The 24,256-nt window shown below is 60.7% G+C and carries 21 protein-coding genes; 11 read left to right on the forward strand and 10 right to left on the reverse strand.

All coding sequences use genetic code 11. The annotated features are described in order from the left end of the window. Positions 1-166 precede the first annotated feature (166 nt). From LRK71_RS16025 to LRK71_RS16035, 3 genes are all read left to right on the forward strand, one after another. The gene (locus LRK71_RS16025; RefSeq protein ID WP_232404874.1) at positions 167-1,342 is read left to right on the forward strand and encodes an MFS transporter; all 1,176 of its coding nucleotides are present in this window, start codon (positions 167-169) and stop codon (positions 1,340-1,342) included. A gap of 78 nt (positions 1,343-1,420) precedes the next feature. Next, a complete protein-coding gene (locus LRK71_RS16030; protein ID WP_232404881.1) occupies positions 1,421-2,443 on the forward strand; it encodes an aspartate-semialdehyde dehydrogenase in 1,023 nt (340 codons plus the stop codon). 127 nt (positions 2,444-2,570) lie between these two features. Next, complete coding sequence (locus LRK71_RS16035) at positions 2,571-2,948, forward strand: aspartate-semialdehyde dehydrogenase (RefSeq protein ID WP_232404882.1); 378 nt, start codon at positions 2,571-2,573, stop codon at positions 2,946-2,948. A 198-nt stretch (positions 2,949-3,146) separates the two neighbouring features. Here the strand turns inward: LRK71_RS16035 and LRK71_RS16040 are convergent, their stop codons facing one another. Then, complete coding sequence (locus LRK71_RS16040) at positions 3,147-4,031, reverse strand: LysR family transcriptional regulator (RefSeq protein WP_232404884.1); 885 nt, start codon at positions 4,029-4,031, stop codon at positions 3,147-3,149. A 132-nt stretch (positions 4,032-4,163) separates the two neighbouring features. On the opposite strand from LRK71_RS16040, the gene LRK71_RS16045 reads away from it, so the two are divergent. The 5 genes from LRK71_RS16045 to LRK71_RS16065 all read left to right on the forward strand — a co-directional run bounded on the left by LRK71_RS16045 (position 4,164) and on the right by LRK71_RS16065 (position 9,796). Then, positions 4,164-5,111, forward strand: a complete 948-nt coding sequence (locus LRK71_RS16045) for a tripartite tricarboxylate transporter substrate binding protein (RefSeq protein ID WP_232404886.1) — start codon at positions 4,164-4,166, stop codon at positions 5,109-5,111. Beyond that, positions 5,108-5,623, forward strand: a complete 516-nt coding sequence (locus LRK71_RS16050) for a tripartite tricarboxylate transporter TctB family protein (protein ID WP_232404887.1) — start codon at positions 5,108-5,110, stop codon at positions 5,621-5,623. The genes LRK71_RS16045 and LRK71_RS16050 overlap by 4 nt, the downstream gene beginning before the upstream one ends. 1 nt (position 5,624) lies before the next feature. After that, on the forward strand, positions 5,625-7,142 hold the full coding sequence (locus tag LRK71_RS16055; RefSeq protein ID WP_232404888.1) for a tripartite tricarboxylate transporter permease: 1,518 nt from the start codon (positions 5,625-5,627) through the stop codon (positions 7,140-7,142). Then, positions 7,126-8,715, forward strand: a complete 1,590-nt coding sequence (locus LRK71_RS16060) for a gamma-glutamyltransferase family protein (RefSeq protein WP_232404889.1) — start codon at positions 7,126-7,128, stop codon at positions 8,713-8,715. The genes LRK71_RS16055 and LRK71_RS16060 overlap by 17 nt, the downstream gene beginning before the upstream one ends. A gap of 112 nt (positions 8,716-8,827) precedes the next feature. Continuing rightward, positions 8,828-9,796: a bile acid:sodium symporter family protein gene (locus LRK71_RS16065; protein ID WP_232404891.1), complete on the forward strand. Its 969-nt coding sequence runs from the start codon at positions 8,828-8,830 to the stop codon at positions 9,794-9,796. A 381-nt stretch (positions 9,797-10,177) separates the two neighbouring features. On the opposite strand, the gene LRK71_RS16070 is transcribed toward LRK71_RS16065, so the two are convergent. From LRK71_RS16070 to hpaD, 7 genes are all read right to left on the reverse strand, one after another. Then, complete coding sequence (locus tag LRK71_RS16070; RefSeq protein ID WP_232404892.1) at positions 10,178-11,248, reverse strand: branched-chain amino acid ABC transporter permease; 1,071 nt, start codon at positions 11,246-11,248, stop codon at positions 10,178-10,180. Continuing rightward, the gene (locus tag LRK71_RS16075) at positions 11,245-12,276 is read right to left on the reverse strand and encodes a branched-chain amino acid ABC transporter permease (protein WP_232404893.1); all 1,032 of its coding nucleotides are present in this window, start codon (positions 12,274-12,276) and stop codon (positions 11,245-11,247) included. The genes LRK71_RS16070 and LRK71_RS16075 overlap by 4 nt, the downstream gene beginning before the upstream one ends. Positions 12,277-12,358: 82 nt before the next feature. Continuing rightward, positions 12,359-13,081 carry an ABC transporter ATP-binding protein gene (locus LRK71_RS16080; RefSeq protein WP_232404894.1) on the reverse strand — a complete coding sequence of 241 codons (723 nt, stop codon included), beginning with the start codon at positions 13,079-13,081 and terminating at the stop codon, positions 12,359-12,361. Beyond that, positions 13,074-13,850 carry an ABC transporter ATP-binding protein gene (locus tag LRK71_RS16085; RefSeq protein WP_232404896.1) on the reverse strand — a complete coding sequence of 259 codons (777 nt, stop codon included), beginning with the start codon at positions 13,848-13,850 and terminating at the stop codon, positions 13,074-13,076. Before LRK71_RS16085 ends, LRK71_RS16080 begins: the two co-directional genes overlap by 8 nt. A 173-nt stretch (positions 13,851-14,023) precedes the next feature. Further along, positions 14,024-15,199, reverse strand: coding sequence for a substrate-binding domain-containing protein (locus tag LRK71_RS16090; RefSeq protein ID WP_232404900.1), 1,176 nt, complete (start codon positions 15,197-15,199; stop codon positions 14,024-14,026). A gap of 209 nt (positions 15,200-15,408) precedes the next feature. Beyond that, the gene (locus LRK71_RS16095; protein WP_232404902.1) at positions 15,409-16,818 is read right to left on the reverse strand and encodes a pyridoxal phosphate-dependent decarboxylase family protein; all 1,410 of its coding nucleotides are present in this window, start codon (positions 16,816-16,818) and stop codon (positions 15,409-15,411) included. A gap of 108 nt (positions 16,819-16,926) precedes the next feature. Beyond that, positions 16,927-17,907 (reverse strand): 3,4-dihydroxyphenylacetate 2,3-dioxygenase, encoded by a 981-nt coding sequence (gene hpaD / locus LRK71_RS16100; protein ID WP_232404903.1) that lies wholly within the window; start codon positions 17,905-17,907, stop codon positions 16,927-16,929. Positions 17,908-18,074: 167 nt separating this feature from the next. Between hpaD and hpaR the strand changes: the two genes are divergently transcribed. After that, positions 18,075-18,509: a homoprotocatechuate degradation operon regulator HpaR gene (hpaR, locus tag LRK71_RS16105; RefSeq protein WP_232405058.1), complete on the forward strand. Its 435-nt coding sequence runs from the start codon at positions 18,075-18,077 to the stop codon at positions 18,507-18,509. Positions 18,510-18,522: 13 nt separating this feature from the next. On the opposite strand, the gene LRK71_RS16110 is transcribed toward hpaR, so the two are convergent. Then, positions 18,523-19,791 (reverse strand): glycerate kinase type-2 family protein, encoded by a 1,269-nt coding sequence (locus tag LRK71_RS16110; protein WP_232404905.1) that lies wholly within the window; start codon positions 19,789-19,791, stop codon positions 18,523-18,525. Positions 19,792-19,927: 136 nt separating this feature from the next. Then, complete coding sequence (locus tag LRK71_RS16115; RefSeq protein ID WP_232404907.1) at positions 19,928-21,523, reverse strand: sulfatase-like hydrolase/transferase; 1,596 nt, start codon at positions 21,521-21,523, stop codon at positions 19,928-19,930. Between the two features lie 197 nt (positions 21,524-21,720). Between LRK71_RS16115 and LRK71_RS16120 the strand changes: the two genes are divergently transcribed. After that, positions 21,721-22,527: a DeoR/GlpR family DNA-binding transcription regulator gene (locus LRK71_RS16120; protein ID WP_232404909.1), complete on the forward strand. Its 807-nt coding sequence runs from the start codon at positions 21,721-21,723 to the stop codon at positions 22,525-22,527. Between the two features lie 2 nt (positions 22,528-22,529). Then, positions 22,530-24,209: a Na/Pi cotransporter family protein gene (locus tag LRK71_RS16125; protein WP_232404910.1), complete on the forward strand. Its 1,680-nt coding sequence runs from the start codon at positions 22,530-22,532 to the stop codon at positions 24,207-24,209. The last annotated feature ends 47 nt before the right edge of the window (positions 24,210-24,256 follow it).

Raw genomic sequence — 24,256 nt, forward strand, 5'->3', positions numbered from 1 at the left:
CTGTCGTAAGGTCTGGCCGCGCTGTTTGTCAGCAACATAGGCTGAACCATCTGATCTATAAACAATTGTGTCGGTGCACCAAACATGCAAGCTCCACCTTCTGTGCCCCTCGCAAGATCCCGTGAGGGGGCGCAGTGTCTTGACCGCAAGAAAGGGAGCGCCGCAAATGCAGGCTGGATTGATCATGTTGTGCCTGGCCTATGTGCTGAGCCAGTTTTTCCGCGCCTTTCTTGGCGTTCTGACTACGGTCCTGGGGCAGGACATTGGCGCCACGCCTGCTGATTTGGCGGATGCCTCGGGCATGTGGTTCCTGTCCTTTGCCGCCATGCAACTGCCGGTGGGCTGGGCGCTGGACAAGATTGGCCCCAGGCGCACGGCCGCGTGGTTGTTGTTTCTGGGTGGCGCGGGCGGTGCAGCGGTCTTTGCGCTGGCAAGCAACCCCTTTCATGTCAGCATGGCGATGTTCTTTATCGGGATTGGCTGCTCGCCTGTGTTGATGGCGTCATATTACATCTTTGCCCGCCAGTACCCAGTGGCCCGCTTTGCCACCTTGGCGGCCTTGATGCTGGGCATGGGATCGGTCGGCAATCTGGTGGCCTCTTACCCGACGGCCTTTGCGGTAGAGCATCTTGGCTGGCGGGCGACGCTTTGGGGGCTGGCGCTGGCCTCTTGGCTCGTGGCTGCTGGTATCTTCCTGACGGTTCAGGATCCGGCCAAACCTGAAGGCGACCACAAGGGATCGGTGCTGGATCTGCTTAAAATGCCGGTTCTCTGGGCGATCTTCCCGCTGATGTTTGTCTGTTACGCACCCTCTGGAGCGCTGCGGGGGCTGTGGATTGGCCCCTATCTCAGCGATGTTTACGGTCTGGATACCGGAGAGATCGGGCTGGCGGCACTGGTCATGGGTGTCGCCATGGTGGCGGGCACCTTTGTTTATGGGCCGTTGGACCGGATGTTTGGCAGCCGTAAATGGGTGATTTTTGGCGGCAATGCGCTGGCGGTTCTGGCACTGGGGGCGCTGATTGCAGTGGACGGGGCTGCGGTCTGGATTCCCGTTGCGATGCTGGCGCTGGTCGGGTTTCTGGGCGGCTCTTTCCCGGTGATCATCGCCCATGGCCGCGCCTTCGTGCCGCCGCATCTGGTGGGGCGCGGGGTCACGCTGCTCAACTTTTTTGGCATCGGCGGCGTGGGAATCATGCAGTTTGTCTCGGGGCGGATACACGCCAGTCTGGCCATTGGCGCCGACCCTGCAGCGCCCTATCTGGCAATTTTTGGCTTTTTTGCCATCGCCCTGTTGCTGGGATGCGCAATTTATCTGTTCAGCCGCGACAGCATGGAGTGAGCAGCCCTTTATTTACAGGGCGTTTGCCTATAAGAGACCCCAGCCGGCCATAAGGCCGGGTGATACTGGAGAAACAATATGGGTTATCGCGTCGTCGTCGTTGGCGCCACAGGCAATGTGGGCCACGAAATGTTGAACATCCTGGCAGAGCGCCAGTTTCCTGCGGATGAGGTTGCCGTTCTGGCCAGCCGTAAATCGCTGGGGACCGAGGTGTCGTTCGGCGAGAAGACGTTGAAGACGCAGGATCTCGACACCTTTGATTTCACCGGCTGGGACATGGCGCTGTTTGCCGTGGGCTCTGACGCGACCAAGATCTACGCCCCCAAGGCCGCCAAGGCGGGCTGCGTGGTGATCGATAACTCGTCGCTTTATCGCTACGACGCCGATGTGCCGCTGATCGTACCAGAGGTGAACCCCGAGGCGATCCATGGCTATGCCAAGAAGAACATCATCGCCAACCCAAACTGTTCAACCGCGCAGATGGTTGTGGCGCTGAAGCCTTTGCATGACCGTGCCAAGATCAAACGCGTTGTGGTCTCGACCTACCAGTCGGTCTCCGGCTCCGGCAAAGAGGCGATCGACGAGCTGTGGGAGCAGACCAAGGCGATTTACAACCCGACCAAAGAGGTGCCGCCAAAGGTTTACCCCAAGCAGATCGCCTTCAATGTGATTCCCCATATTGACGTCTTCCTCGACGATGGCTCCACCAAGGAAGAGTGGAAAATGGTCGCCGAAACCAAGAAGATCATCGACACTTCTATCAAGGTCACAGCCACCTGTGTGCGAGTCCCTGTCTTTGTCGGCCATTCGGAATCGATCAATATTGAAACAGAGGATTTCCTTGACGAAGACGAGGCCCGCGACATCCTGCGCGAGGCCCCCGGCGTCATGGTGATCGATAAGCGGGAAGACGGTGGCTATGTGACGCCGGTCGAATGCGTTGGCGATTTTGCCACGTTTATCAGTCGCATACGCCAGGATTCCACCATCGACAACGGCTTGAACCTCTGGTGTGTCAGCGACAACCTGCGCAAGGGTGCCGCGCTGAATGCGGTTCAGATTGCCGAGCTTTTGGGCCGTGAAGTGCTCAAAAAAGGCTAAAGATCTTTGTACTTTTGGATAGGAGGGCCGCTTCGGATGAGGTGGCCCTCATTCTTTTGCAGGGGTGCCCAAATCTGGCCACAAAACCCAATATCCTAAGGGTGGGATATAAAAGGGGACGTAAGCCATGTACTCGAAAGATTTTGAACGCGAAACGTATACAACCGGTGATGCAGCCATGCAGCAGACCGCTTGGTCCAGCGCCAGTGACCAGGATCGCATGGACACCGAAATGGCAATCCAGCTGCGCATCCTGCTGACGCCGCACTTCCAAGACGCCACGACCTGGTCTGAACTGCGCAGCGGGCTACAGGCCAAGGGCTTTTATATGAAACGCACCAAGGGACATATGCACCTCTTTGATGCGCAGAGCCATGTAAAGATCTGCACCTGCGGGTTTCTGGGGTTTCCCTACAAAGATCTGGAACAGCGCTTCAAGCGGGTGCGCCCGGTGCGCAAGGCCCCGACACGCCCGGTGGCTGCTGCAAAGCCGGTTCAGCACTAAACCACGTTTCCTCCTACTCTCTCTCTAGTGTGTTCCATTGGCCGTGCCGGGGCTAGGCTGCAGTCAATGAGGTTCAAAACGGTGCCAGAATGGCGCCGTTTTTGTATGTGTAGCGCCATATTTTGTTAGGCAGGTTTGTTAGGTAGGGGGCGATGCGGTCTAGGCGGGGTGGCGGCCTTGATAGGGTCGGCGGATTTGTCAGTCACAATGGTCGCGCGGTTGCCCATGCTGGATAAGGGCGGCGATCAATTCTGACAGCACTTCGTCCCGGCTGGTGGTGGGGCGTCTGACGACGCCCAGTCGGCGATGGGCCGGTGGCGTGCCAAAGGGGAACCAGTCGAGCGCGGCAGTGATCGAATCCTGCAACACGACATAGGGGATGATGGCAAAGCCGATCCCGGCCCGTACGCAGCCCACCACCACTGTCATCGTGTTGACTGACACCACCTGTCGCGGCACGATGCCAATCTGGGCGATTTCAGTGTCGATCTGGCGTGCCAGCGGCACCTGCGGGCGATAGCGGATATAGGGCACGTCGCGGAGCAACTCGTGGATCGTCATGCCGCCGACGCCAGGCGGGGTAATCACCACCAGCGGCTCATTGAGCACCTCGGTCCAGCGCAGGCTCGGCGGCACCGCCACGTGTTCGGAGACCAGCGCAGCATCAAGCTGTCCCGAGACCACTTCGGTCATCAACTCTTCGGACATGCCGATACGCAGGCGGAAATTGAGTTCGGGGTATCGCCCCTGCAGGGTGGCCAGCGCATTGGGCACCAGCGAGTTGGCCCCGGTTCGCAGCGTGCCAAATGCAAGCGTGCCGCTGACATGACCACCGGTGACCGAGGATTTGGTTTCGGTAACGATGCGCAGAATCTGCCGGGCGGCGCGCAACAGCTCTGCACCCTTGGCGGTCAGCACCGGCGGTCGGCGTGACCGGTCGAATAATTCGGCATCTAGCTCGACCTCAAGCGCAGAAACCTGCTGGCTGACCGCCGAGGCGGTGATGTTGATTGCCTGCGCTGCCGCAGCAAAACCGCCATGCTGTTCGATGGCGAGAAGGGTTTCAAGCTGACGTGTGTCCATCCCCGTAACTTAAGTAATTCTGAATATAATGGCAAGAATTACGCGCTTTGTGAGCGTATGACTTGTGTTAACCCTGTCGGACAACACACCGTCGGCGGATGAACCGCTGGCCGAAACACAGGGAGCCTCCCCATGAAACTCCGTACGGGCCTTGCCGCCCTTCTTGCCGCCGCCACTCTGGTTGCTGCTCCGGCCAGCGCGCAGGATTACCCCGAGCGCCCGGTTGAATTCATCGTGCCCTGGTCGCCGGGCGGTGGCTCTGACACGCTGATGCGCCTGGTTTCCGGCAATATCGCCGACCACCTGGGCACTGAGATGCCGATCATCAACATGCCTGGCGTTGGTGGCACCATTGGCCTGCGCGAGGCCTCGCGCCGCGCCGCAGATGGCTATACCGTCAGTCAGGTGCACGAGGGTCTTCTTGTTGCCACCGAGGCCGGCATCACCGATCTTTCCTGGGATGATTTCGAACCGATCGCGCTGATGACTGCCTCGCCGCAGTATCTGGTGGTGCACCCCACCGAAGACTATACGGATTTCGCGGAATTCCTTGCCTATGCCAAAGCAAACCCCGGTGCGATCACCATGGGCGTGACTTTGGGCGGTCTGCCGCATTTGCATGCAGCGATGATCGAGCAGGCCTATGGGCTGCAGTTCCAATATGTTGGCTACGAAGGCACCGGAGAGCGCATCCGTGCCCTTGTCGGCGGCAACCTTGATGCGGCCATGGGCGATATCGCCTCGTCAAAGCAGTTTGTCGACAATGGCGACCTGCAGTTTCTTGCTGTCGGCACCCCCGAGCGCGTGCAAGAGGCGCCCGAGGTGCCAACCTTTGTCGAGCTTGGCGCCGATCTCAATCTGTTGGTGACCCGTGGCATCGTGATGCCAAAGGGGGCGCCGCAGCAGGCCCGCGACAAGATGGAAGCCGCACTCGAAGCGCTGTCTAAAGATGAGGCCTATATCGCGCAGACCAACAATGCGGGCTCATCGGTGATGTTCCGTGGCCAGGAGGCCTATCGCATCTATCTGACAAAGCTGGACGAGACAGTGAAATCGCTGGCCGAGGTTCTTGCGCCATGAGCGATGCCGGCTATGACAAGCAGCAGGCTGGGGAGGCAGGCGAGATTGCCCGCCTCCTGAGCTATGTGCTGACCCTCCTCGCCTCGGCTGGGCTGTTTGTCTCGGCCAATGCGATTCCCATCTCGCGTTTTGAACAGCTTGGTGCTGGCGCCTTTCCCAAGATCGTCTTTGCCGGTATCGCGCTGGTGGCCCTTATCGCCATCGTCGAGGCGCTGCGGAAAATTCCCGCAGGTGCCTATGGGCGCTTTGCACGGCAGACGCTGGCCTGGGCCGGGCGTCGCTATCTTGTCTTTGTTACGCTGGGCGCGCTGGCTGTCTATCTGGTGCTGATCCCGGTGCTGGGTTTTTCAATCGCGAGTTTCCTCTTTATTCTTGGGCTTGAGCTGGTCCTGATGCCACGTCGCGCCGCGACGCTGCTGGTTGCGGTGATCGTGGCGGCTGTCTTTTCCTTCGGGCTGAACTGGCTGTTTGCCGAGGGTTTCACTGTCTTCCTGCCGCGCGGGGTGTTTTGATATGGACAGCTTTCTTTCCGGCCTGGTGCAGATTTTCACGCTTGCCACGCTGATCTACATGTTTGCGGGCTCTATCGCGGGCATCATCGCTGCGGCTATTCCCGGCTTTACCGTCACCATGGCCATTGTGCTGACTCTGCCCCTGACTTTCACCATGGAACCGCTGCAGGGGATCGCAGTAATGCTGTCGGTCTATGTTGGCGGCTACACTGGCGGGCTGATCTCGGCGGCGCTGTTGGGCATTCCGGGCACGCCATCTTCGGTCGCCACCACTTTTGATGCCTTTCCGATGGCCCGCAGGGGGGAGCCGGGCCGGGCGCTGTCGCTGGGGATCTGGGCCTCATTCTTTGGCACGGTGATCTCGACGCTGGTGCTGATCGTCGCGGCACCGCCACTGGCGATGTTCGCGGTAAAGCTCGGCCCCTGGGAATATTTCTCGCTGATCGTTTTTGCGCTGACCATTGTTGCCTCTCTGGTGGGCGACAGCGTGATCCGGGGGATGCTGGCCGGGCTTATCGGGCTTGGCATTTCGACTGTCGGCACCGACCCTATCATGGGCCGCCCGCGTTTTGACTTTGGCATAGAGATGCTGCAGGCAGGCCTGCCCTTCCTGGTGGTGCTGATCGGCATCTTTGCGATCTCGCAGCTGACCTCCGAGGTGGAGGATCCGAAATCCGTCCGGTCCGGTAATGCGCTGGTGACCGGTGCCATCGACTTCCAGACCTGGCAGGTGATGAAAGAGGTGCTGATGCGCCCGGTGAACCTTATCCGCTCTTCCGTCGTGGGTGTGCTGATCGGCGCGCTGCCGGGGGCGGGGGGCTCGATCGCCAATCTGGTTGCCTATGATCAGGCCAAGCGGAATTCGAAAGACCCGGAAAGCTTTGGCAAGGGCAACCCTGATGGAGTTGTCGCCTCGGAGGCCGGCAATTCCGCCACTGCTGGCGGCGGGCTGATCCCGCTGATCGGGCTGGGCATTCCAGGCTCTGCAGTGGATGCGATCCTGATGGCCGCGCTGATGGTGCATGGCATTTCCGTCGGCCCGCGGCTGATTATGGATCACGCTGACCTCGTCTACGGTATGTTCATCGCCATGGCGGTCGCCTCGCTGATGATGCTGATTGTCTCGGTGCTGTCGATGCGTCTGTTCCTGCGGGTTGCCGAGGTGCCAAAATGGCTGATCGTACCGGTGGTGATGGTCTGCTGTGTTGTGGGCTCTTTTGCCCTGAACAACCGGGTAAGCGATCTCTACCTGCTGGGCTTTGTCGGGGTTGCTGGCTACACGCTGCGCGCGCTGGGCTATTCGTTGGCACCCTTGGTGCTGGGGGTGATCCTTGGCCCCATCGCCGAGACCAATCTGCGCCGGGCACTGATGACCGACGCGGATCCGACGCTGTTCCTGACACGGCCAGTCAGCCTTATCTTTCTTATGCTTGCCGTGATCTCGATTGCCTGGGCAATTCGCGGCCATCTCAAACACCGTAAACCCTCTGGGAGGAGCACAGATGCATCTGCGTCATAATTCCATCTACCCGTCGCGCCGCTCGCCGGTTCTTGCCGATAACGTCGTGGCGACCTCGCAGCCGCTGGCCACCCAGGCCGGGCTGGCCATCCTGCAACAGGGCGGCAATGCGGTGGATGCCGCAATTGCCACCGCCGCCGCGCTGACCGTGGTTGAACCCACGGGCAACGGGCTTGGCTCGGATGCCTTTTGCATCCTTTGGGATGGCAAGCAGCTGCATGGGCTCAATGCCTCGGGCCGGGCGCCTGCCGCCTGGACACCCGAGCGTTTTCCAGAGGGAATACCGGCGCATGGCTGGGACGCGGTGACAGTTCCCGGCGCGGTTAGCGCCTGGGTTGGGCTGTCAGAACGCTTTGGCAAGCTGGGGCTGGCCACCGTTCTGGCCCCCGCGATCCGCTACGCCGAAGAGGGTTTCATCGTCTCGCCGGTGATTGCAGCGCTTTGGGCCAAAGGGGCTGAAACCCTGGGCGAACAGCCCGGTTTTGCCGCGACCTTCATGCCCGGTGGCTGCCCCCCGAAAGCGGGCGAGCGGTTCTGCAATCCCGGCGCGGCGCGCACCCTGCGGGCCATCGCCGACACCAAGGGGCGGGCCTTCTACGAGGGTGAAATCGCCGAGGAGATTATCGCCTTTTCGCAGGCCAATGGCGGTGCGATGACGATGCAGGATCTGGCCGACCATGCGCCCGAGTGGTGCGGTACGGTCAGCCAGGCCTTTGATGAGGTTGAATTGCACGAGATCCCGCCGAATGGTCAGGGTATTGCTGCGCTCATGGCGCTGGGCATGCTGCAGCACAGCTCTATCCGCGATCATGGTCCGGACGATCTGATGGCTGTGCACCTGCAGATCGAGGCGATCAAGCTGGCCTATGCCGACCTGCATGCCTTTGTCGCGGATCGCGATCACATGACTGACGTGGACGAGATGGCTTTGCTGGACCCCGAGTACCTGAAATCTCGCGCCGCGCTGATCTCGGAAGATAGGGCGCAGGATTTTGGCCCCGGTGCGCCAAAACGCGGTGGCACGGTTCTGCTCAACACGGCTGATGAGTCGGGCATGATGGTCAGTTTCATTCAGTCCAACTATGCGGGTTTTGGATCGGGGGTGGTGGTGCCGGGCACCGGCGTCTCTATGCAGAACCGCGGCTTTGGCTTCACCACAGAAGCGGGGCATCCCAACCGCGTTGCAGGCGGCAAGCGGCCGTTCCACACGATCATTCCAGGCTTTGTGATGAAGAATGGCGCGCCGCTGATGGCCTTTGGCATGATGGGCGGGCCGATCCAGGCGCAGGGTCACATGCAGCTGCTGCTACGCACCGAGCTGTGGGGCCAGGACGTGCAGACCGCTGCCGACGCTCCGCGCTGGCGGATGATCGAAGGACTGGATGTGGCCTGTGAGCCAAGCATGACGCCCGCGCTGCTGGACGGGCTGAAGGCGCTTGGCCATCGGGTGCAGATCGAGGCACCCGACAATGCCTTTGGCTTTGGCGGTGCGCAGCTGGTGCACCGGCTGCCACAGGGCGGTTTTGCCGCCGGTTCGGATCCGCGCAAGGATGGCCAGGCTGCAGGGTTCTGACCCCGCTGGTGACATCTCAGACGAAATCCGGTAGGGCCGTGGCGTCAGTGTCACGGCCCTGCAATATATGGATCTGGCCGACGCGCCAAAGAGAACAAGAGCAGGAACCGAGATGAACTTTCTCAAACGTATCGGCATCGACACCTATATGCTGCTGCTGATCGCCACTGTCTGTCTGGGCCTGCTGCTGCCCGCGCAGGGCGTGGCGGCGCAGGGGTTAAAGCAGGTGACCTTCTGGGCTGTTGCGCTGCTGTTCTTTCTCTACGGGGCAAAGCTTGACCCGGGTGCGGTGCGCGCCGGCTTGCTGAACTGGCGGTTGCAGGGGCTGACCTTTGGCGCGACCTACGTCATGTTCCCGCTGATTGGCCTGGCACTGGCAGCGATTTTTGCACCGCTGCTTGGCCCGACGATCACCCTGGGGCTGCTGTTCCTGGCGGTTCTGCCCTCGACGGTGCAGTCCTCGATTGCCTTTACCTCCATTGCGGGTGGCAATGTGCCAGCGGCGATCTGCGCCGCATCGCTGTCCAATATTATCGGGGTGCTGCTGACCCCGGCACTGGTGGCGCTGCTGCTGCATCAGGGCGACGGCGGGGTCAGTTTTGATGCAGTGATCAAGATCGGCACCCAAATTCTGCTGCCCTTTGCGATTGGCCAGCTGCTGCGCCCCTGGGTTGGCGGTTTTGTGCAGAGACACAGGCTGCTGACCATGATCGTCGATCGCGGTTCGATCCTGCTGATTGTCTATTCGGCGTTCAGCGCCGGGACGACCTCGGGGCTGTGGCTGCAGATCCCAGTGATGAGCCTTATTCTGCTGGGGCTTGTGGTGCTGGTTTTCCTAGCGATTGTCATGGTCTTGATGATCGGCGCAGGTAGGCTCTTTGGGCTGGATTACCCCGATGAGGCGGTGCTGTTTTATTGTGGCTCGACCAAGAGCCTCGCCTCGGGTTTGCCGATTGCTGCCGCTCTGTTTGCCGCCGACCAGGTCGGGGCGATTGTGTTGCCGCTGATGATCTACCACATGAGCCAGCTGTTGGTCTGCGCCTTTGTTTCGCAGAGAGCGGTGGCAGTGCAGGCAAGCTGAACCGGACGGCGATATTGTCTGGCCCCCTGCCATTGGATCCTGTCATCCGGTTTTGCCCTGATGTGGATCTTGCGGCAGCGGGCTCCCGCCCAAAATACAATGGATCAAAGATCCCTGGATTTTCGTTGGGCCCAGCGCCGCTGTCGCGGCGCTGTTTTTGGTGTCGTGGGCCGCTGTCGCGGCGCTGTTCTGGATGATCTGGGTTACGGGATACCGCGCCGCCGGGCGACGGTTGCGGGCACAGAAAAGAGATCTGCTGAGAAGGCCATCAGGGGCAGGCCTGCCCTGATGCGCCTGTTTCAAGTTTTGAAAGGGGGGCGCGTCAAGGGTAAACCGCGCCCTGCGCGGCCGCATCTGCGGCCCTTGACCCGGGGGCTGACCCTAGCGTTTTTCGCGCAGCCGCCCCACGACCCCGGTCGGGAAGAAATAGACGCTAAGTATAAACAGCACCCCAAGCCACAACAGCCAGCGATCAGCGCTGAGCAATTCTGGCAGCAGGGGCAGGTCTTGGACCAGCTCTGAGGCGGCGCCCATCAGATTTTGCAGGTAGTTCTGTGCCAGCACAAAGAGCGTGGCCCCGATTATCGCGCCATAGAGCGTGCCCATGCCACCAATTACCACCATCAAGAGGATGTCGATCATCAGCTCCATCGACAGGACGGTATCGGGGCCGACATAGCGCAGCCAAACCGCATAGAGCGACCCGGCCAGGGCCGCGACAGAGGCCGAGAGGCAGGTGGCGGCCACCCGGTAGTAGACCACCCGATAGCCAATGGATTCAGCGCGGAAATCGTTTTCGCGGATCGCTTGCAGCACCCGCCCAAAGGGGGAGTTCACCACCCGCAGCAGGGTTAGAAACAACACCAGCGCGCCGATAAAGACAAAGTAATAGGCCAAGAGCTTGCCGTTCAGCTTGACGCCAAACAGTACACCACCAAACGTTTCCTTGCCAAATTTGAAGGCAGGACCCAGTTCGCGCGGTGTCTTGAAGGTCAGCCCGTCTTCGCCGCCGGTGAGGCCCGAGAGTTGGCTCACAAGCACTGCCACGGCCGAGGCCACGGCCAGGGTGATCATGGCAAAGAAGATCGCCCGCACCCTGAGCGAGAACAGCCCAATCAGCAGCGCCAGAGCTGCGGCAAACCCGGCGCCGGCCAGGGCGCCGATGGCGATGGCATCAAAGCCGCGCCCCAGATGGATAGAGGTTAGCGCCACGCCGTAGGCGCCGATGCCAAAGAACATGGTATGGGCAAAGCTGACGATGCCGCCATAGCCCAAAAGCAGGTCATAGCTGGCCACCAGCACGATAAAGATGCAGATCCGCGCGGCGGTATCGACGGTGCGCACACCGGGAAACAGGAACGGTGCCAGGGCGAGGCAGGCCAGAATGCCGCCCAAGATCAGGGCCAGCGGCAGGGAACGCGGCATATCGCCAGATAGAAGAGAGCGGATCATTTTGCTTTTACCACCGGAATCATACCCATAGGGCGCCACATCAGGATGGTGACCATCAGGGCAATATTGGAAATCAGCGCCGCCTTGGGTTCAATAAAGGCGATGTAGTTTTGCAGCAGCCCCACCAGCAGGGCACCAATGAAACAGCCCTCAACCGAGCCGAGCCCACCAATGATCACCACGATAAAGATCAGGATCATGGCGTGGTTGCCCATATGGGCGGTGATGACCTCTTGATAGAGAGCCCACATCACCCCACCAAGGCCTGCGAGGGCAGAGCCGGCGATGAAGACGCCGACAAAGACCAGCTTGAGCCGATAGCCGAGCGCCTCGACCATTTCGCCGTTTTCAACACCGGCGCGCACGATCAGCCCAATTTTGGTGCGTCGCAGCACCCAGCGCATCGCGGCAAAGACTGCAAGGCCAACCGCAACGGCCACCAGGCGGTATTTCTCGATTGCAGCCCCGGCAAAGGTCACGGCGCCTTTCAGGGCTTCGGGACGGTTGAAGTAGATCTCTTCCGGCCCCCAGAGCACGATGATCAGTTGTTCCACCACGATCAGCCCGCCCATGGTCACAAGGATCTGTTTCAGATGATGGCCGTAGACAGGCGCGACAATGACCTTTTCAAAGGCCCAGCCCATGGCTCCGGTGGCCAGAATGGCACCGATAACCGCCAAGAGTACGGCACCAAGGTTGAGCAGGAGCGAGGGCGCAGCGGTCATCTGCCCCAGGGCCATCAGCACGGTGATGCCGACAAAGGCGCCGACCGAGACAAAGGCCCCATGGCCAAAATTGATCACATCCATCAAGCCAAAGACCAATGTCAGACCCGAGGCCATGATGAAAATCATCATGCCCATCGCCAGGCCTGAAACGGTCAAGGTCAGCCAGCTTGCGGGGTTCATGATCGCCAAGAAGCCCGCCAGTGCGAGCAGTGGCACCAAGAGCACGGGCATATAGGGGCCGATCCGGTCGGCCAGGGTGGCCTGGGCCATTGTCGGTGCATGTTCAGGTGCGGCGCTCATGTCAGGGCCTCCGGAGGTCTACGGGTGTCTGCTCCAAGGCGGAGCCAAAGGGCGAAGCGCGGCAGGGCGCGGGGGAGGGTCATCAATGCGCTTCCATGCTGAGGCCCATGAGCCGTTCCTGTAGGGCGGCGTCGCGGCCAAGCTCGGCCATCTCGCCGGACCAGATCATGCGGCCATCATCCATCACATTGGCGCTGTCCCCCAGGGCCTTGGCGACAGCAAAGTTCTGCTCGACCAAAAGCACCGAGGATCCCTGCTGCTTGAGATCTTTCAAGGCCTTGGCCATGGTGGAGATAATCGCCGGTGCCAGGCCCTTGGTGGGTTCATCAATCAGGTAGAGCTTGCGTTCCTCCACCATGGCGCGGGCAATGGACAGCATCTGCTTTTGTCCACCTGACAGGGTGCCTGCATCCGATTTCCAAAAGGTTTTGAGCGGCGGGAAGGCCGTGAAGATCCAGTCCAGCCGGGCGGAATTGATCGGCCCGCTGACAGCGGCAAGCTGCATGTTTTCTTCAACCGTGAGATCGGCAAAGATGCCCATGTCCTCGGGGACAAAGCCAAGGCCAAGCCGGGCAATGGCCGGGGTGGGCAGTTTGGTGATGTCTTCCCCGTCAAACAGGATGCATCCTTGATGGGCGCGCCAGTGGCCAATGATGCTGCGCAGTGTGGTGGTCTTGCCCACCCCATTGCGGCCCAGCAGCATGGTGACAGCGCCGCGCGGCACCACCAGATCGACGCCCTGCAGAATGTGATACTGGGCGATATTTGTGTAGACGTTATCCAGCGTCAGGATGGCATCAGACATCTGCGAGAATCCCTTCCAGACCGCGGCCCATATAGGCCTCTTGAACCACATCCGAGGCCATGACCTCGGCCGGGGCGCCATCGGCGGCCAGCGCGCCATTGTGCAACACGATGATGCGATCTGCGAGGCTGCGGATCACATCCATCTTGTGTTCGACCAGCAGGATACTGCGGTCTTTTTGCTCTTTCAGCTCGGCGATGAGATCCAGTACCACCGGGGCTTCATCGACGCTCATGCCGGCGGTGGGTTCGTCAAACATATAGACATCCGGGTCCTGGGCGATCAGCAGCGCCACCTCCAGCTTGCGCTGGTTGCCATGGGATAATTCCGAGACCACCTGGTCGCGCTGATCCAGCAGCCGTACGCGGGCCAGGATGTCTTCGGCCTGATCCGTCAGATCCTGATGGCGCGAGACCATGGACCAGAGGTTGAAGCCCCGACCCAGCTTGGCCTGCACCACCAACCGCAGGTTTTCCAGCACAGATAGGCCGGGAAACAGATTGGTCAGCTGAAAGGCGCGGCCAATGCCGGCTTTGGTACGGGCAGACACGGAGGCGCGGGTAATGTCGCGCCCACGCAGGGCAACCCGACCAGCAGAGGCCGGGATCTGGCCTGAAATCAGGTTGAAATAGGTGGTCTTGCCGGCACCATTGGGGCCGACAATGGCGGTCAGCTCTCCGGCGTGAAAGGCGCAGCTTACGGCGTCTACCGCGACATGGCCACCAAAACGGACAGTCAGATCAGTGGTTTTCAGGATAGGGTCTGTCATTGAGATCTCAAGGTGCCTCTGGCCGTATCCCGTCACCAGGGTGACAGCCGGTCCGTCAGAAAAAAAGGGGCTGCGAAGGCAGGCGCTGCGCTGGCAGGGTGCCAGGTTGGCTTGCTTGAAACCATGGCCCAAAGCGCAACGCTCTGGGCCATGGCAGGCAAAGCGATGCCGCCTTACTGGTTGCGGATCGGGATCGGCATTTCGTCGATGGCCAGCTCGCGCACCAGTTCGGGCACGGCCCATTCAACACCGTCCTGCACGGTCAGCTTGAAGTGGTACATGGTCTGCAGTGCCTGATGGTCTTCGGGACGGAAGCGCATGGTGCCTTTGGGGGTCTCCCACTCCATGCCTTCCATCGCGCTGATCAGCGCCTCTGTATCGGTGGAACCGGCCTTGCGAATGGCCTCAACTGCGGCCAGCCCCGCGGCCATGCCACCGGCGGTGAAGAAATCCGGAGGGCTGTCAAAGCGCTCAAAGTGGGTTTTCACCAGCCAGTCGTTCACCTCGTTGTCGGGCAGCTCATAGTAGTAATAGGTGCCGCCCTCCATGCCTTCGTAGTCTTTAAAGCCCTTGAGCGCGGCGAGAATATTGCCCACCCCGGCAAATTCGATGCCAAAGCGGCCCGGATCCATGGCGTTGATCTTGCCCAGCGGGTTGCCACCGCCAGCCCAGATCACGAACAGCTTCTTGTCGCCGTCCAGATCCTTCATCGCGTTGAAGATCCGTTCGCCGGCGGCGGTGAAATCTGTGGTATCGGTGGGGGCGTATTCTTCGTGGACCAGTTCGATCCCCTGCGCTGCCAGGGCTTCGCGGAAGGCGGCGATACCGTCGCGGCCAAAGGCATAGTCCTGCGCCAGGGTGGCGATCTTGACGTTGTCACCCGCCAGGGCAATGGCGCTGGAAACTGCGTCCTGCGATGAATTGCGCGAGGTGCGGAAGATATAGCGGTTCCAGTTTTCACCGGTGATGCTGTCGGCCACGGCGGGTTCGACAATCAGGATCTTTTCGTATTCTTCGGCCACCGGCAGCATTGCCAGCGCCACGCCGGAACTGACCGGGCCAATGGCCAGATCGACCTCATCGTCGCCGTATGCTTCTTCCAGCAGGGCCTTGCCGTTTTCTGGTTTCAGTTGGGTGTCTTTTTCGATCACCACGATCTTTTCGCCGTTGATTTCCATGGTGCCGCCGGTGGCATATTCCAGCCCCAGCATCAGGCCATCGTGGCTTTGTTTGGCATAGGCTTCAAACGGGCCTGTCTTGCCGTAGATATGGGCAATCTTGATATCTGCAGCGGCGGCCGAAGCCAGTGCCAGTGCAGAGACCATTCCTGCAAGCAAAGTGCGTTTCATGTCGTTCCTCCCTGAGGGCGCGCCTATGTGTAGGGCTGGCGCAGTCTCGCTCCTGTGCCTTCAGGCTAACGGCGGCCTCGCATTTTGGTCAATTGCAGGGAAATACGTATGTCGCGTCTCTCCCCCCGCCCCAACGCTTACTTTGCCTCCTTCCCAGTCGCAAGGCGACAGAGAGAGGTTCGCGGTGGGGAAGAGACGCAGATCGGCGGCTAGAGCTGCGCTGCAATCTCGCAGATTACGGTATGGGCCATCATCACATCTGCCTCGGTGGTTTCAAACTGGCCGGCCTGAAAGCGGATCACCAGATCACCGTCCACCCGCGTCTGGGTCAGGTAGATCCGCCCGTCATCATTGATGGCATTGACCAGCGCCAGGTTCAGCGCATCCAGATCCTCGGTGCCCTGCGGCGCATAGCGAAAGGTCCAGAGCGACCACATCGGCGGGGTGATGATTTCGAAATCAGGCTCTAATGCAAGGGTATCGTGCAGTTTGGTGGACCAGTTGATGTGATTGCGCAGGCGGTCACGCAGGCCTTCCAGGCCATAGCTGCGGATCAGGAACCAGATCTTCAGCGCCCGGAAACGCCGCCCCAGTGGCACCGACCATTCCGAATAGTTGATGATGCCATCCTTGCCGTGGGTTTTCAGATACTCGGGGCTGATTGCCAGGGTTTGCACCAGATCATCCGGGTTTTTCAGGAAATGCGCCGAGCAATCGAATTGTACCCCCAGCCATTTATGCGGGTTGAAGACGATGCTGTCGGCGCGTTCCACCCCTGGCCAGTAGTGGCGATATTCGGGGCAGATCATCGCGGATCCGGCCCAGGCAGCGTCGATATGACTGTAAAGCCCGTATTCCTCGGCGATCTTAAGGCAGTCATCCACCGGATCAGTGGCACCGGTGCCGGTGCCGCCCACACAAAGGATCAGCCCGGCAGGCTGCATCCCGGCGGCAATATCGGCCTCGATTGCCTGACGCAGCGCCGCAGGGTCCATGCCGCGCCATGTGCCTTTGATCGGCACCCGAACCAGGTTTTGCTGGCCAATGCCCGCCACCCAGATGGCGCGATCCACTGAGGTATGCACCTCGGAAGAGCAATAGATGCGCAGCGGTTTCTGCGCGAACAGCCCCTGCTGGTTACCCTGCCAGTTCAGCGCCTTTTCCCGCATGGTCAACACGGCGGCCAGCGTCGCCGAAGAGGCGCTGTCCTGAATGACGCCCTGAAATTCACCGGGTAGGTCCAGCGATTGGCGCAGCCAGTCCATCATCCGCGTTTCCAATTCGGTCGCCGCCGGAGAGGTCTGCCACAGCATGCACTGCGGCGCGATGGCCGCAGTCAGGAACTCTGCCAGCACCGAGGGCGCAGCAGCATTAGAGGTGAAATAGGCAAAGAAGCGCGGGTGCTGCCAATGGGTGATCCCCGGCATCACGATCTCTTCAAAATCGGCAAAGATGGCCTCCATGTCTTCGCCGCCCTCGGGTGGAAAGAGGGGCAGGGAGTCCAGCACATCGCCGGGTTCGGTGTTTGCCCGCACCGGCCTGTCGCCCACCGTCAGGTGGTAGTCTTGCGCCCAATCCGCAATGCGGCGGCCCCAGCCCGAAAATTCATCCCATTTCATTGTCAAAACTCCAGTGTTCGGGCCTTGGCCCGGACAGCCCCCGACCCTCCCCATGGCAGGGGGCTTTCCCCCCCCCCAGCCAGGTTCGGGCGCTGTCCTATTGTTGTACTACGGTGCAATAATCGGCTGTGCTTTCAGTGCGCTGTCCTGTGTGGTGGCCCCTTCAAAGCTTGATCCTTCCTCAAACCAGCTGCGCGGTGCAGCCGCCCCCCAGAGGGTTTGGCGCTGGGGGTCGGTCAGCGACCATTTGATTGCCTCCAGATCGGGGTCAACGGTCTGGTAGTCCGAGCAGTAGATCTCGATCCGGTGATCATCCGGGTCACGTACATAAAGGAAGAAGGCATTGGAAATGCCATGCCGTCCGGGGCCGCGTTCGATATTGGCAACATAGCCGGTGGTGGACATCAGATCGAGCAGATCAATGATGTTCAGCGGCGTTGGCACCCAAAAGGCAGTGTGGTGCAGGCGCGGTCCGGTGCCATTGGTAAACGCCACATCATGCACGCCCCCTTTGCGGTGCATCCAGGCCGCCCAGACCTTGCCGCTTTCGTCATCTTCGGTGTATTCGGTGACCCTGAATCCGATCTCGTTATAGAAGGCGACGCTGGCATCCACATCCGCCGAGAACATGTTGAAGTGATCGATGCGCAGCGGTTTCACCCCATTATAGAGCCTGTATTGTTGATGAATTGGCGCCAGCCGATCCATCTTGACGTAGAACTCCAGTGGTATGCCCCAGGGATCGCGGGTGCGCAGGGTGCGGCCCATATGGGGGCGCTCGACCCAGTCCACCGGCAGGCCCTTGGCGGCAAAGAATTCGGCGGCCTTGTCTAAATCCGGTTCGTCATAGAGCTTGAAGCCCAGTACGCCGACTTCGGCCTCTGCAGCCTGCTCCAGCACGATACAGTGATGGCCACGCTCTTCCATGGCGCGCAGGTAGATGCGTGTGTCGTCTTCGCCGGTGACCTGCAGGCCCAGAATTTCGACATAGAATTTGCGCGACGCAGCCAGGTCAGTGACCCGGTATTCCACATGAGACAGGCGCACAATGTTGAAGGGCGGGTAGAGAACGGGGGCGGGAACGGGCATTTTGGGCTCCTTGGGTCAGGGCAGCAGCGCGCGGCGGCAAGGACCGGATCAAAAGTCGTCCTGCGTCCTATCGTTAACATGTGTAGTTTATTCGGTCCCCAATGTCAATTCTTTGAAAGGCTGCACTGGCAATTGCATTCCAGTCATGTTTGAGGCGATAAATGAGCATGAAAAACAAACTGCCCTCTACCTCCCGTTCTCTGCCCATTGCGCTGCTTCGTGCCCGCGAACGGGTCATGGGACCTATCCGTCACCTGCTGAGCGATGTCGACCTGACGGAACAGCAATGGCGGGTCCTGCGTGTGGTGCAGGAAAGTGGCAAAGTCGATCCCACCGAAATCGCCGAGCAGGCCTGCCTGCTTCTGCCCAGCCTGACGCGAATTTTGCAAAAGCTGGAACAGAAGGGGCTGATCAGTCGCGAACAGGATATGGTGGATCGCCGCCGTCAGGTGATCCGCATCACCGCAGCGGGCGAAAAGATCATCGATGCCAATATCGCTGCCAGCATCGCCATTGTGGACCGCACCCGACAAAAGATGGGCGAAGACCGCTATGAGGCGCTGCTGGATCTGTTGAACCAACTGGACGAGATCGAACTGTAGCTCTGCTTTCGCGTTAGCCGGGACGGCGCAGGAACAGCTGTACATCCGCCACATTGGTGCCGGTCGCGCCGGTGATCAACAACGCCTCTGCGGCTTTCAGCGCGGCATAGCTGTCATTGTTTGCCAAAAGCGCGGCACCGTCTTTGCCCGCCTTGGTAATGGTTTCCCAGGTGTGCGGTGTGACAATTCCGCCTGCCGCATCGGTGGGGCCGTCGCGCCCATCGGTGCCGCCCGACAGGAACAGCCAGTCGCCGCTTAGCTCGGTCGCGCCGCGCTGGGCCAGACGCAGGGCCAGTTCCTGATTGCGCCCGCCCAGCCCAGTCCCTTGCAGGCGCACGGTGGTTTCGCCGCCAAAGATCAGTGCCACGGGGCGATCACTGGGGGCGGACTTGGCCGCCTGAAGGATATCTTCGGCGGCCTCGGCCACGTCTCCGACGAGATGGTCGCTGACCAACTCTGCTTGCCAGCCGTGCGCGGAGGCCAGCTCCAGTATTGCAGCCAGGCTGTGGCGGTTTGATCCGATCAACTGGTTCTGCGCCTCTGGCAGCGGCAGGTTTTGTGGGGTGTGGGGTTGTTCCAGGTGGGAGCGCACTGCGGCCGACAGATCTTGCCAGACCCCGGCCTGTTGCAGCAAGGCGCGGGCCTCTGCCGGTGTTCCCAGGGCAGAGACGGTTGGCCCCGACGCGATGGCGCGCAGATCGTCGCCAATCACGTCCGACAGGATATAGGCCTGTACCGGCGCCGGTGCGGCATGGCGCAGCAGGCCACCGCCCTTAAGCTGCGACAGTTGCTGACGGACCAGGTTCATCTCGTTGATCTCCAGCCCCGAGGACAACAGCGCGGTGCTGACGGTGGCCTTGTCTGCCAGGGTCAGCCCTGGCGCGGGCGCCACCATGAGGGCCGAGCCACCGCCGGATACCAAGACAAAGACACGATCCTTGGCTGTTGTGCGGGACAGAAAATCCAGTACGGCCGCACCGGCCTCTGCGCTGGTATGGTCGGGCACCGGATGTGCCCCGGCCAGCACCCTGGCGCCAGGGACAGGGTGCTGGTTCTCTGGGTTCGTGACCACCAGCGCCTGGCGTGGTTCAGGGCAATGCACCAGCATTTCCTGCATCATCGGCACTGCTGCCTTGCCTAGGGCCAGAATATAGCTTTGCCCGCCTGTTTCCAGCGGTGGCAGCGGGGCGGCCTGAAGGGCCTGACGCAGAGCAGCAGCGGGATCGGCACGGGCAACAGCGGCGTCAAACAACGCTCTGGCCTCTTGGTCGAGAGTTTTCATCTTGGGTCCGCCTCTGTTTCTGTTTGCCAGCGGAGGATCTCTCGCTGTGTTACCGCTAAAGCTGGGGGCGGTTTTGCCCGACATCAGGGGCGTGGGTCAAGGGGCGCTGCGCTGCGCCAGAGCGACACGGTGGCTGTCAGCCCTGCGCCTTGTTCTGGCCGGGGCGCTGGCGCTGGCGCTCTTGCGGCCCTTGGGGGGTGATCGCCTTCAGCGACAGGCTGTGGTCCATGTTGCGCATCCGATGCCGCAGCATATGGCGGCCAAGCCGTGCCAGATCGCCTTGGCGTTCGAGATGGCTGGCGACATTTTCCATTTCGCCGGCGCCGTGATGATCAAACAGAAGCGGTGGCAGATCGGCGGCAAATTCAACCAGGGTGAAACGGGAATCGCGTAAAATACTCAGGTTAGACTCTGATATTTCGGTGCCGAGCGCCTGTTGCCAGTGGCTCGCGCTCTCGGCGCTGCCAAAGTCCAGCTCGGAAAAAGAATAGGAACGCCAGTCGGCGGGCGTCTCGCCACGCAACAGCGGCAGCAGCGAGGCACCATCCATGGAGTTGGGGATCTCTTGCCCGACCCAGTCCAGAATGGTGGGGGTCAGATCAATGGATTCAGTGATCTCTTGTACCACGCTGCCGGCGCGCTGGGCATTGCCGGGCATTCGAATGATCAGGGGTGTTTTATAGGCGGCGTCATAGACCGTCATCTTGCCCCAGCTGTGGCGGTCGCCCAGCATCTCGCCATGATCCGCGCTAAGCACCACCAGGGTGTTGTCGTCTTGGCCGCTGTCTTTCAGGAATTGCAGCACCCGGCCGATATGGGCGTCGACCTCGCTGGCCAGCCCCAGATAGAGCGCCCGCAGCGTCTGGATCGTATCATCGTTGGGCAGCAGATCGGGATGACCCAGCACCATAGAGGCCGGGGTTGCCACCTGAAGCGCCGCGGCAAAGAAGGGATGCAGTGCGGCCTCTGTGGCCTGGCTGCCGTGTCGCTGCGGCAGGGGCAGGCGGGCAGGGTCATATAGGGTGTTGTAGGGGGCCGGGGCCACCAGGGGGGGATGCGGGCGGATATAGGTGAGATGGGCAAACCAGCCCGGCTGCCCGTTGTCTTGTGGGTCAACCCTGGCATAGCCGGGCATGGTGGCCAAAAAACGATTGGTCAAAAAGGCGGTATCGCTGTCTTCGGCCCGGTAGGGGGCGGGGTCGTTCAGCCTTGGCACCCCGCCATCGGGCGCCACCGGCCGGTGCAGATCCCAATAGCTGTTGAATGTATAGCCCTTGTTGATTAGATCGGCCCGCCAAGGATAGGACATCTCCAGCCGCATCTCGAGCATCTCTTGGAAGCCCTCCATGTGCTGTTCATAGGTGCGGATGGCGGGGTCGTTGGGGTGATGGCGACCCGGGTCGCGGCTGGTGTCGGTATAGCCAAACAGCATCGGCGTATAGCCTCCCTTGCGCATCTCGCCGGGCAGAGTGGGGATGTCATGGCGCAGTGGCGTGCCATTGCGCACCGACCGGTGGTTCATGGCATATTGCCCGGTCAGAATAGAGGCGCGCGAGGGGCCGCAGGGATTCACCACCGTGTAGTTCTGGGCAAAACTCACCGCCTCGCCCATCAATGCGCGCAGGTTTGGCAGCGCCACATGGTCGGCCAGTGCCCCCATCAGGCAATCGGCGCGCATTTGGTCGATCAGGATGAACAGCACATTCTTGGGCTGGGGCGCAGCATGGCTCATACGGGGATCCTTTGAGTGCGGTGAGGCAGCAGATGGCGCGGCCAGCTAAGCGCCTTGGCGGTGATTTGAAAAGCAGTTTTGCTACGACCTTGCTGGTTTGTGACCGTTTTATTGGGTTTTTGTGGGTTTTTCCTTGTGGTTTTGGCCTTTCACTGCCAGGTTGGCAGATGTTTTGCCCGACTGTGGAGTCTGATCCAATGTTACCCTCTGCCACGCCATCCCACCGAGAGGTTGCGCTGCTGGATGCATTGCGCCGTCTTGGCGGATCGGGGCGCAGCGCCGAGCTGGCCACCATGCTGGACGTCTCGGAAGAGACCGTACGCCGCACGATCAAATCCCTGGCCAAGGTGGGGTCTGTCGAGCGTGTGCATGGCGGTGCCCATCTGGTGGGACCGGGCAGCACTGGCCAGCGTAGCGCCAGCTTTTTCCGCCGCATGGGGGAAAACCCGCGAGAGAAGCAGGAGATCGCCCAAGTGGTCTTGCCGCGCATTTGCGATGGTATGACGGTGTTTCTCGATGTGGGCTCCACCACCTCGTTTGTCGCCGAGGCCCTGCGGCTACGGCGAAACCTGACGGTGGTGACCAATTCCATTGGTGTGGCGCAGCTCTTGGCCAATCACAATGGAAACCGGCTGCACCTGCTGGGCGGCGAGATGCGCAGCGACGATCGTGGCACCTTTGGCCCGGTGACAGAACAGCAACTGGCCCGCTTTGCGCTGGATGTGGCGGTTCTCTCGGCGGATGCGCTCTCGGCCAAACACGGGTTGCTGTTCCACAACGCCGCCGAGGCACAGCTAACCATGACCATCACCGCCGCCGCCGAGCAGGTTTTTGTGGTGACAACCCATGCCAAATTTTCTGAACAGGCCCCCCACCGTGGCCCGCTGCCACAGCAGCTGGATCTGCTGGTGAGCGACCGTGAACCGGGCAAGAAACTGGCGCGGGCGCTGGTGGACTGGGGCACCGAATTTGCGCTGGCACAGCCGACCCCCGAAGGAGACTAGACGTGGCGATTTTGACCTTTTTGATCAGCCTGGCGGGCGCCACCATGTTCTTGCTCTTTGCGGTGCGCATGGTGCGTACCGGCATTGAACGCAGCTATGGTGCGTCTTTTCAGCGGCTTTTGACCGGCACCGGTAATCAGCTGCAGGCGGGCGGAGTCGGCATTGGCCTGGCGCTGGTACTGCAAAGCTCGGCTGCGGTGGCGCTATTGACCACCGGCTTTGCCTCTGGCGGCTATCTGGCCTTTCCTACCGGGCTGGCGATTGTTCTGGGTGGCGATCTGGGCTCGGCGCTGATCATTCAGATCCTGTCGTTCAAGCTGGACTGGCTGGTGCCGGTGCTCTTGGCGGTGGGCGGCTACCTTTTTGTCAAAACCGAGGGCAAGAAAACCCGCCAGGCCGGGCGTATCCTGATGGGTATTGCCTTTATCCTGATTTCGCTGCGCTTCCTGCGCGAGGCGATGGATCCGATCCGCGACAGTGCCTTTTTGCCTGCGGTGGCAGGCTATCTGGCGCGGGACTATATCACCGCCTTTCTGGTGGGCGCGGGGCTTGCATTTGTGATGCATTCCTCGGTGGCGGCCATCCTGATGTGTGTGACCCTGGTGCAGATTGGTGCCATTCCCTTTGCGGCGGGGCTGTCGCTGGTGCTGGGGGCCAATTTTGGCTCGGCCTTTATTCCGGTCTGGCTAAGCCGTGGATTAAGCCAGAGCGCGCGGCGCATCCCCTATGCCAATCTGGGGCTGCGCGGCAGCTGGGCGGTGGCCTGCCTGCTTGCGGTGAATTCCGCGCTGGGGGCGGGGCTGCTTGAGGGGCCGCAAACTGGGCAGATGCTGGTCTATGTACATCTGTTGTTCAATGGCTCTCTGTTGATATTGGCGCTGCCGATCTGTGGCCAGATCGAACCCTTGATGGTGCGGCTGATGCCGGAACCGCAATTGCCGGATCCCGGCCTGGATGGGCGTCCTGTCAGCGCGTTGGAGCCGGGTGTCTATGGCACGCCTGTCCAGGTTATGGCCAATCTGAAGCGCGAATTGCTGCGGATGTGCGATCTGGTCGAGACCATGTTCCGCCCCTTGGCTGAGCTGTATAAGACCGGCGAGCGCGATCAGATCAAGGCGCTGCAGGCGCTTGATGCAGAGGTCAACGCCTGCCTTTCGGGTATCCGCTCTTATGTGGCGGATATTCCGATCGACAGCTTTGATAAGGAAGCGATGAAGCAGGCGCGCGAGATGGTGGAATATGCCATCCGCCTAGAGACCGCCGGCGATGTGGCCTCGCAGCGTCTGGCAGTGTTGGCCGGGCGGCTGAACAAAAAGAACCTGCGGTTCTCGGCCGAGGGCTGGGGTGAAATCCTGCGTATGCACGAGGCGATCATGGCCAATCTGCGTCTGGCGTCGAATGTACTGATCTCGGATGATCTGGAAAGCGCGCGCCTACTGAACCTGGAAAAGACAGAACTGAAGCGGATGGAACGCGACAGCCGCAAACGCCACCTGAAACGGTTGCAAAGCGGCGAGCGCTATAGTTTCGAAACCTCGGATATCCACTTGGAAACCCTGCGCGCCCTGCGTGAATTCAATAGCCATGTCGCGGCGGTATCCTACCCGGTTTTGTACAAAAACGGCCAGCTTCTTGAAACGCGCCTGATCGAAGATATGGGGGATTCAGAGGTTGGAACATGACGCTAGATCAGGCTCCAATATATGATTTAGAGCCTGATTATTTTCCT

It is taken from the genome of Pseudophaeobacter flagellatus, from assembly GCF_021228235.1.
In the GTDB taxonomy this organism is placed as follows: Bacteria; Pseudomonadota; Alphaproteobacteria; order Rhodobacterales; family Rhodobacteraceae; genus Pseudophaeobacter; species Pseudophaeobacter flagellatus.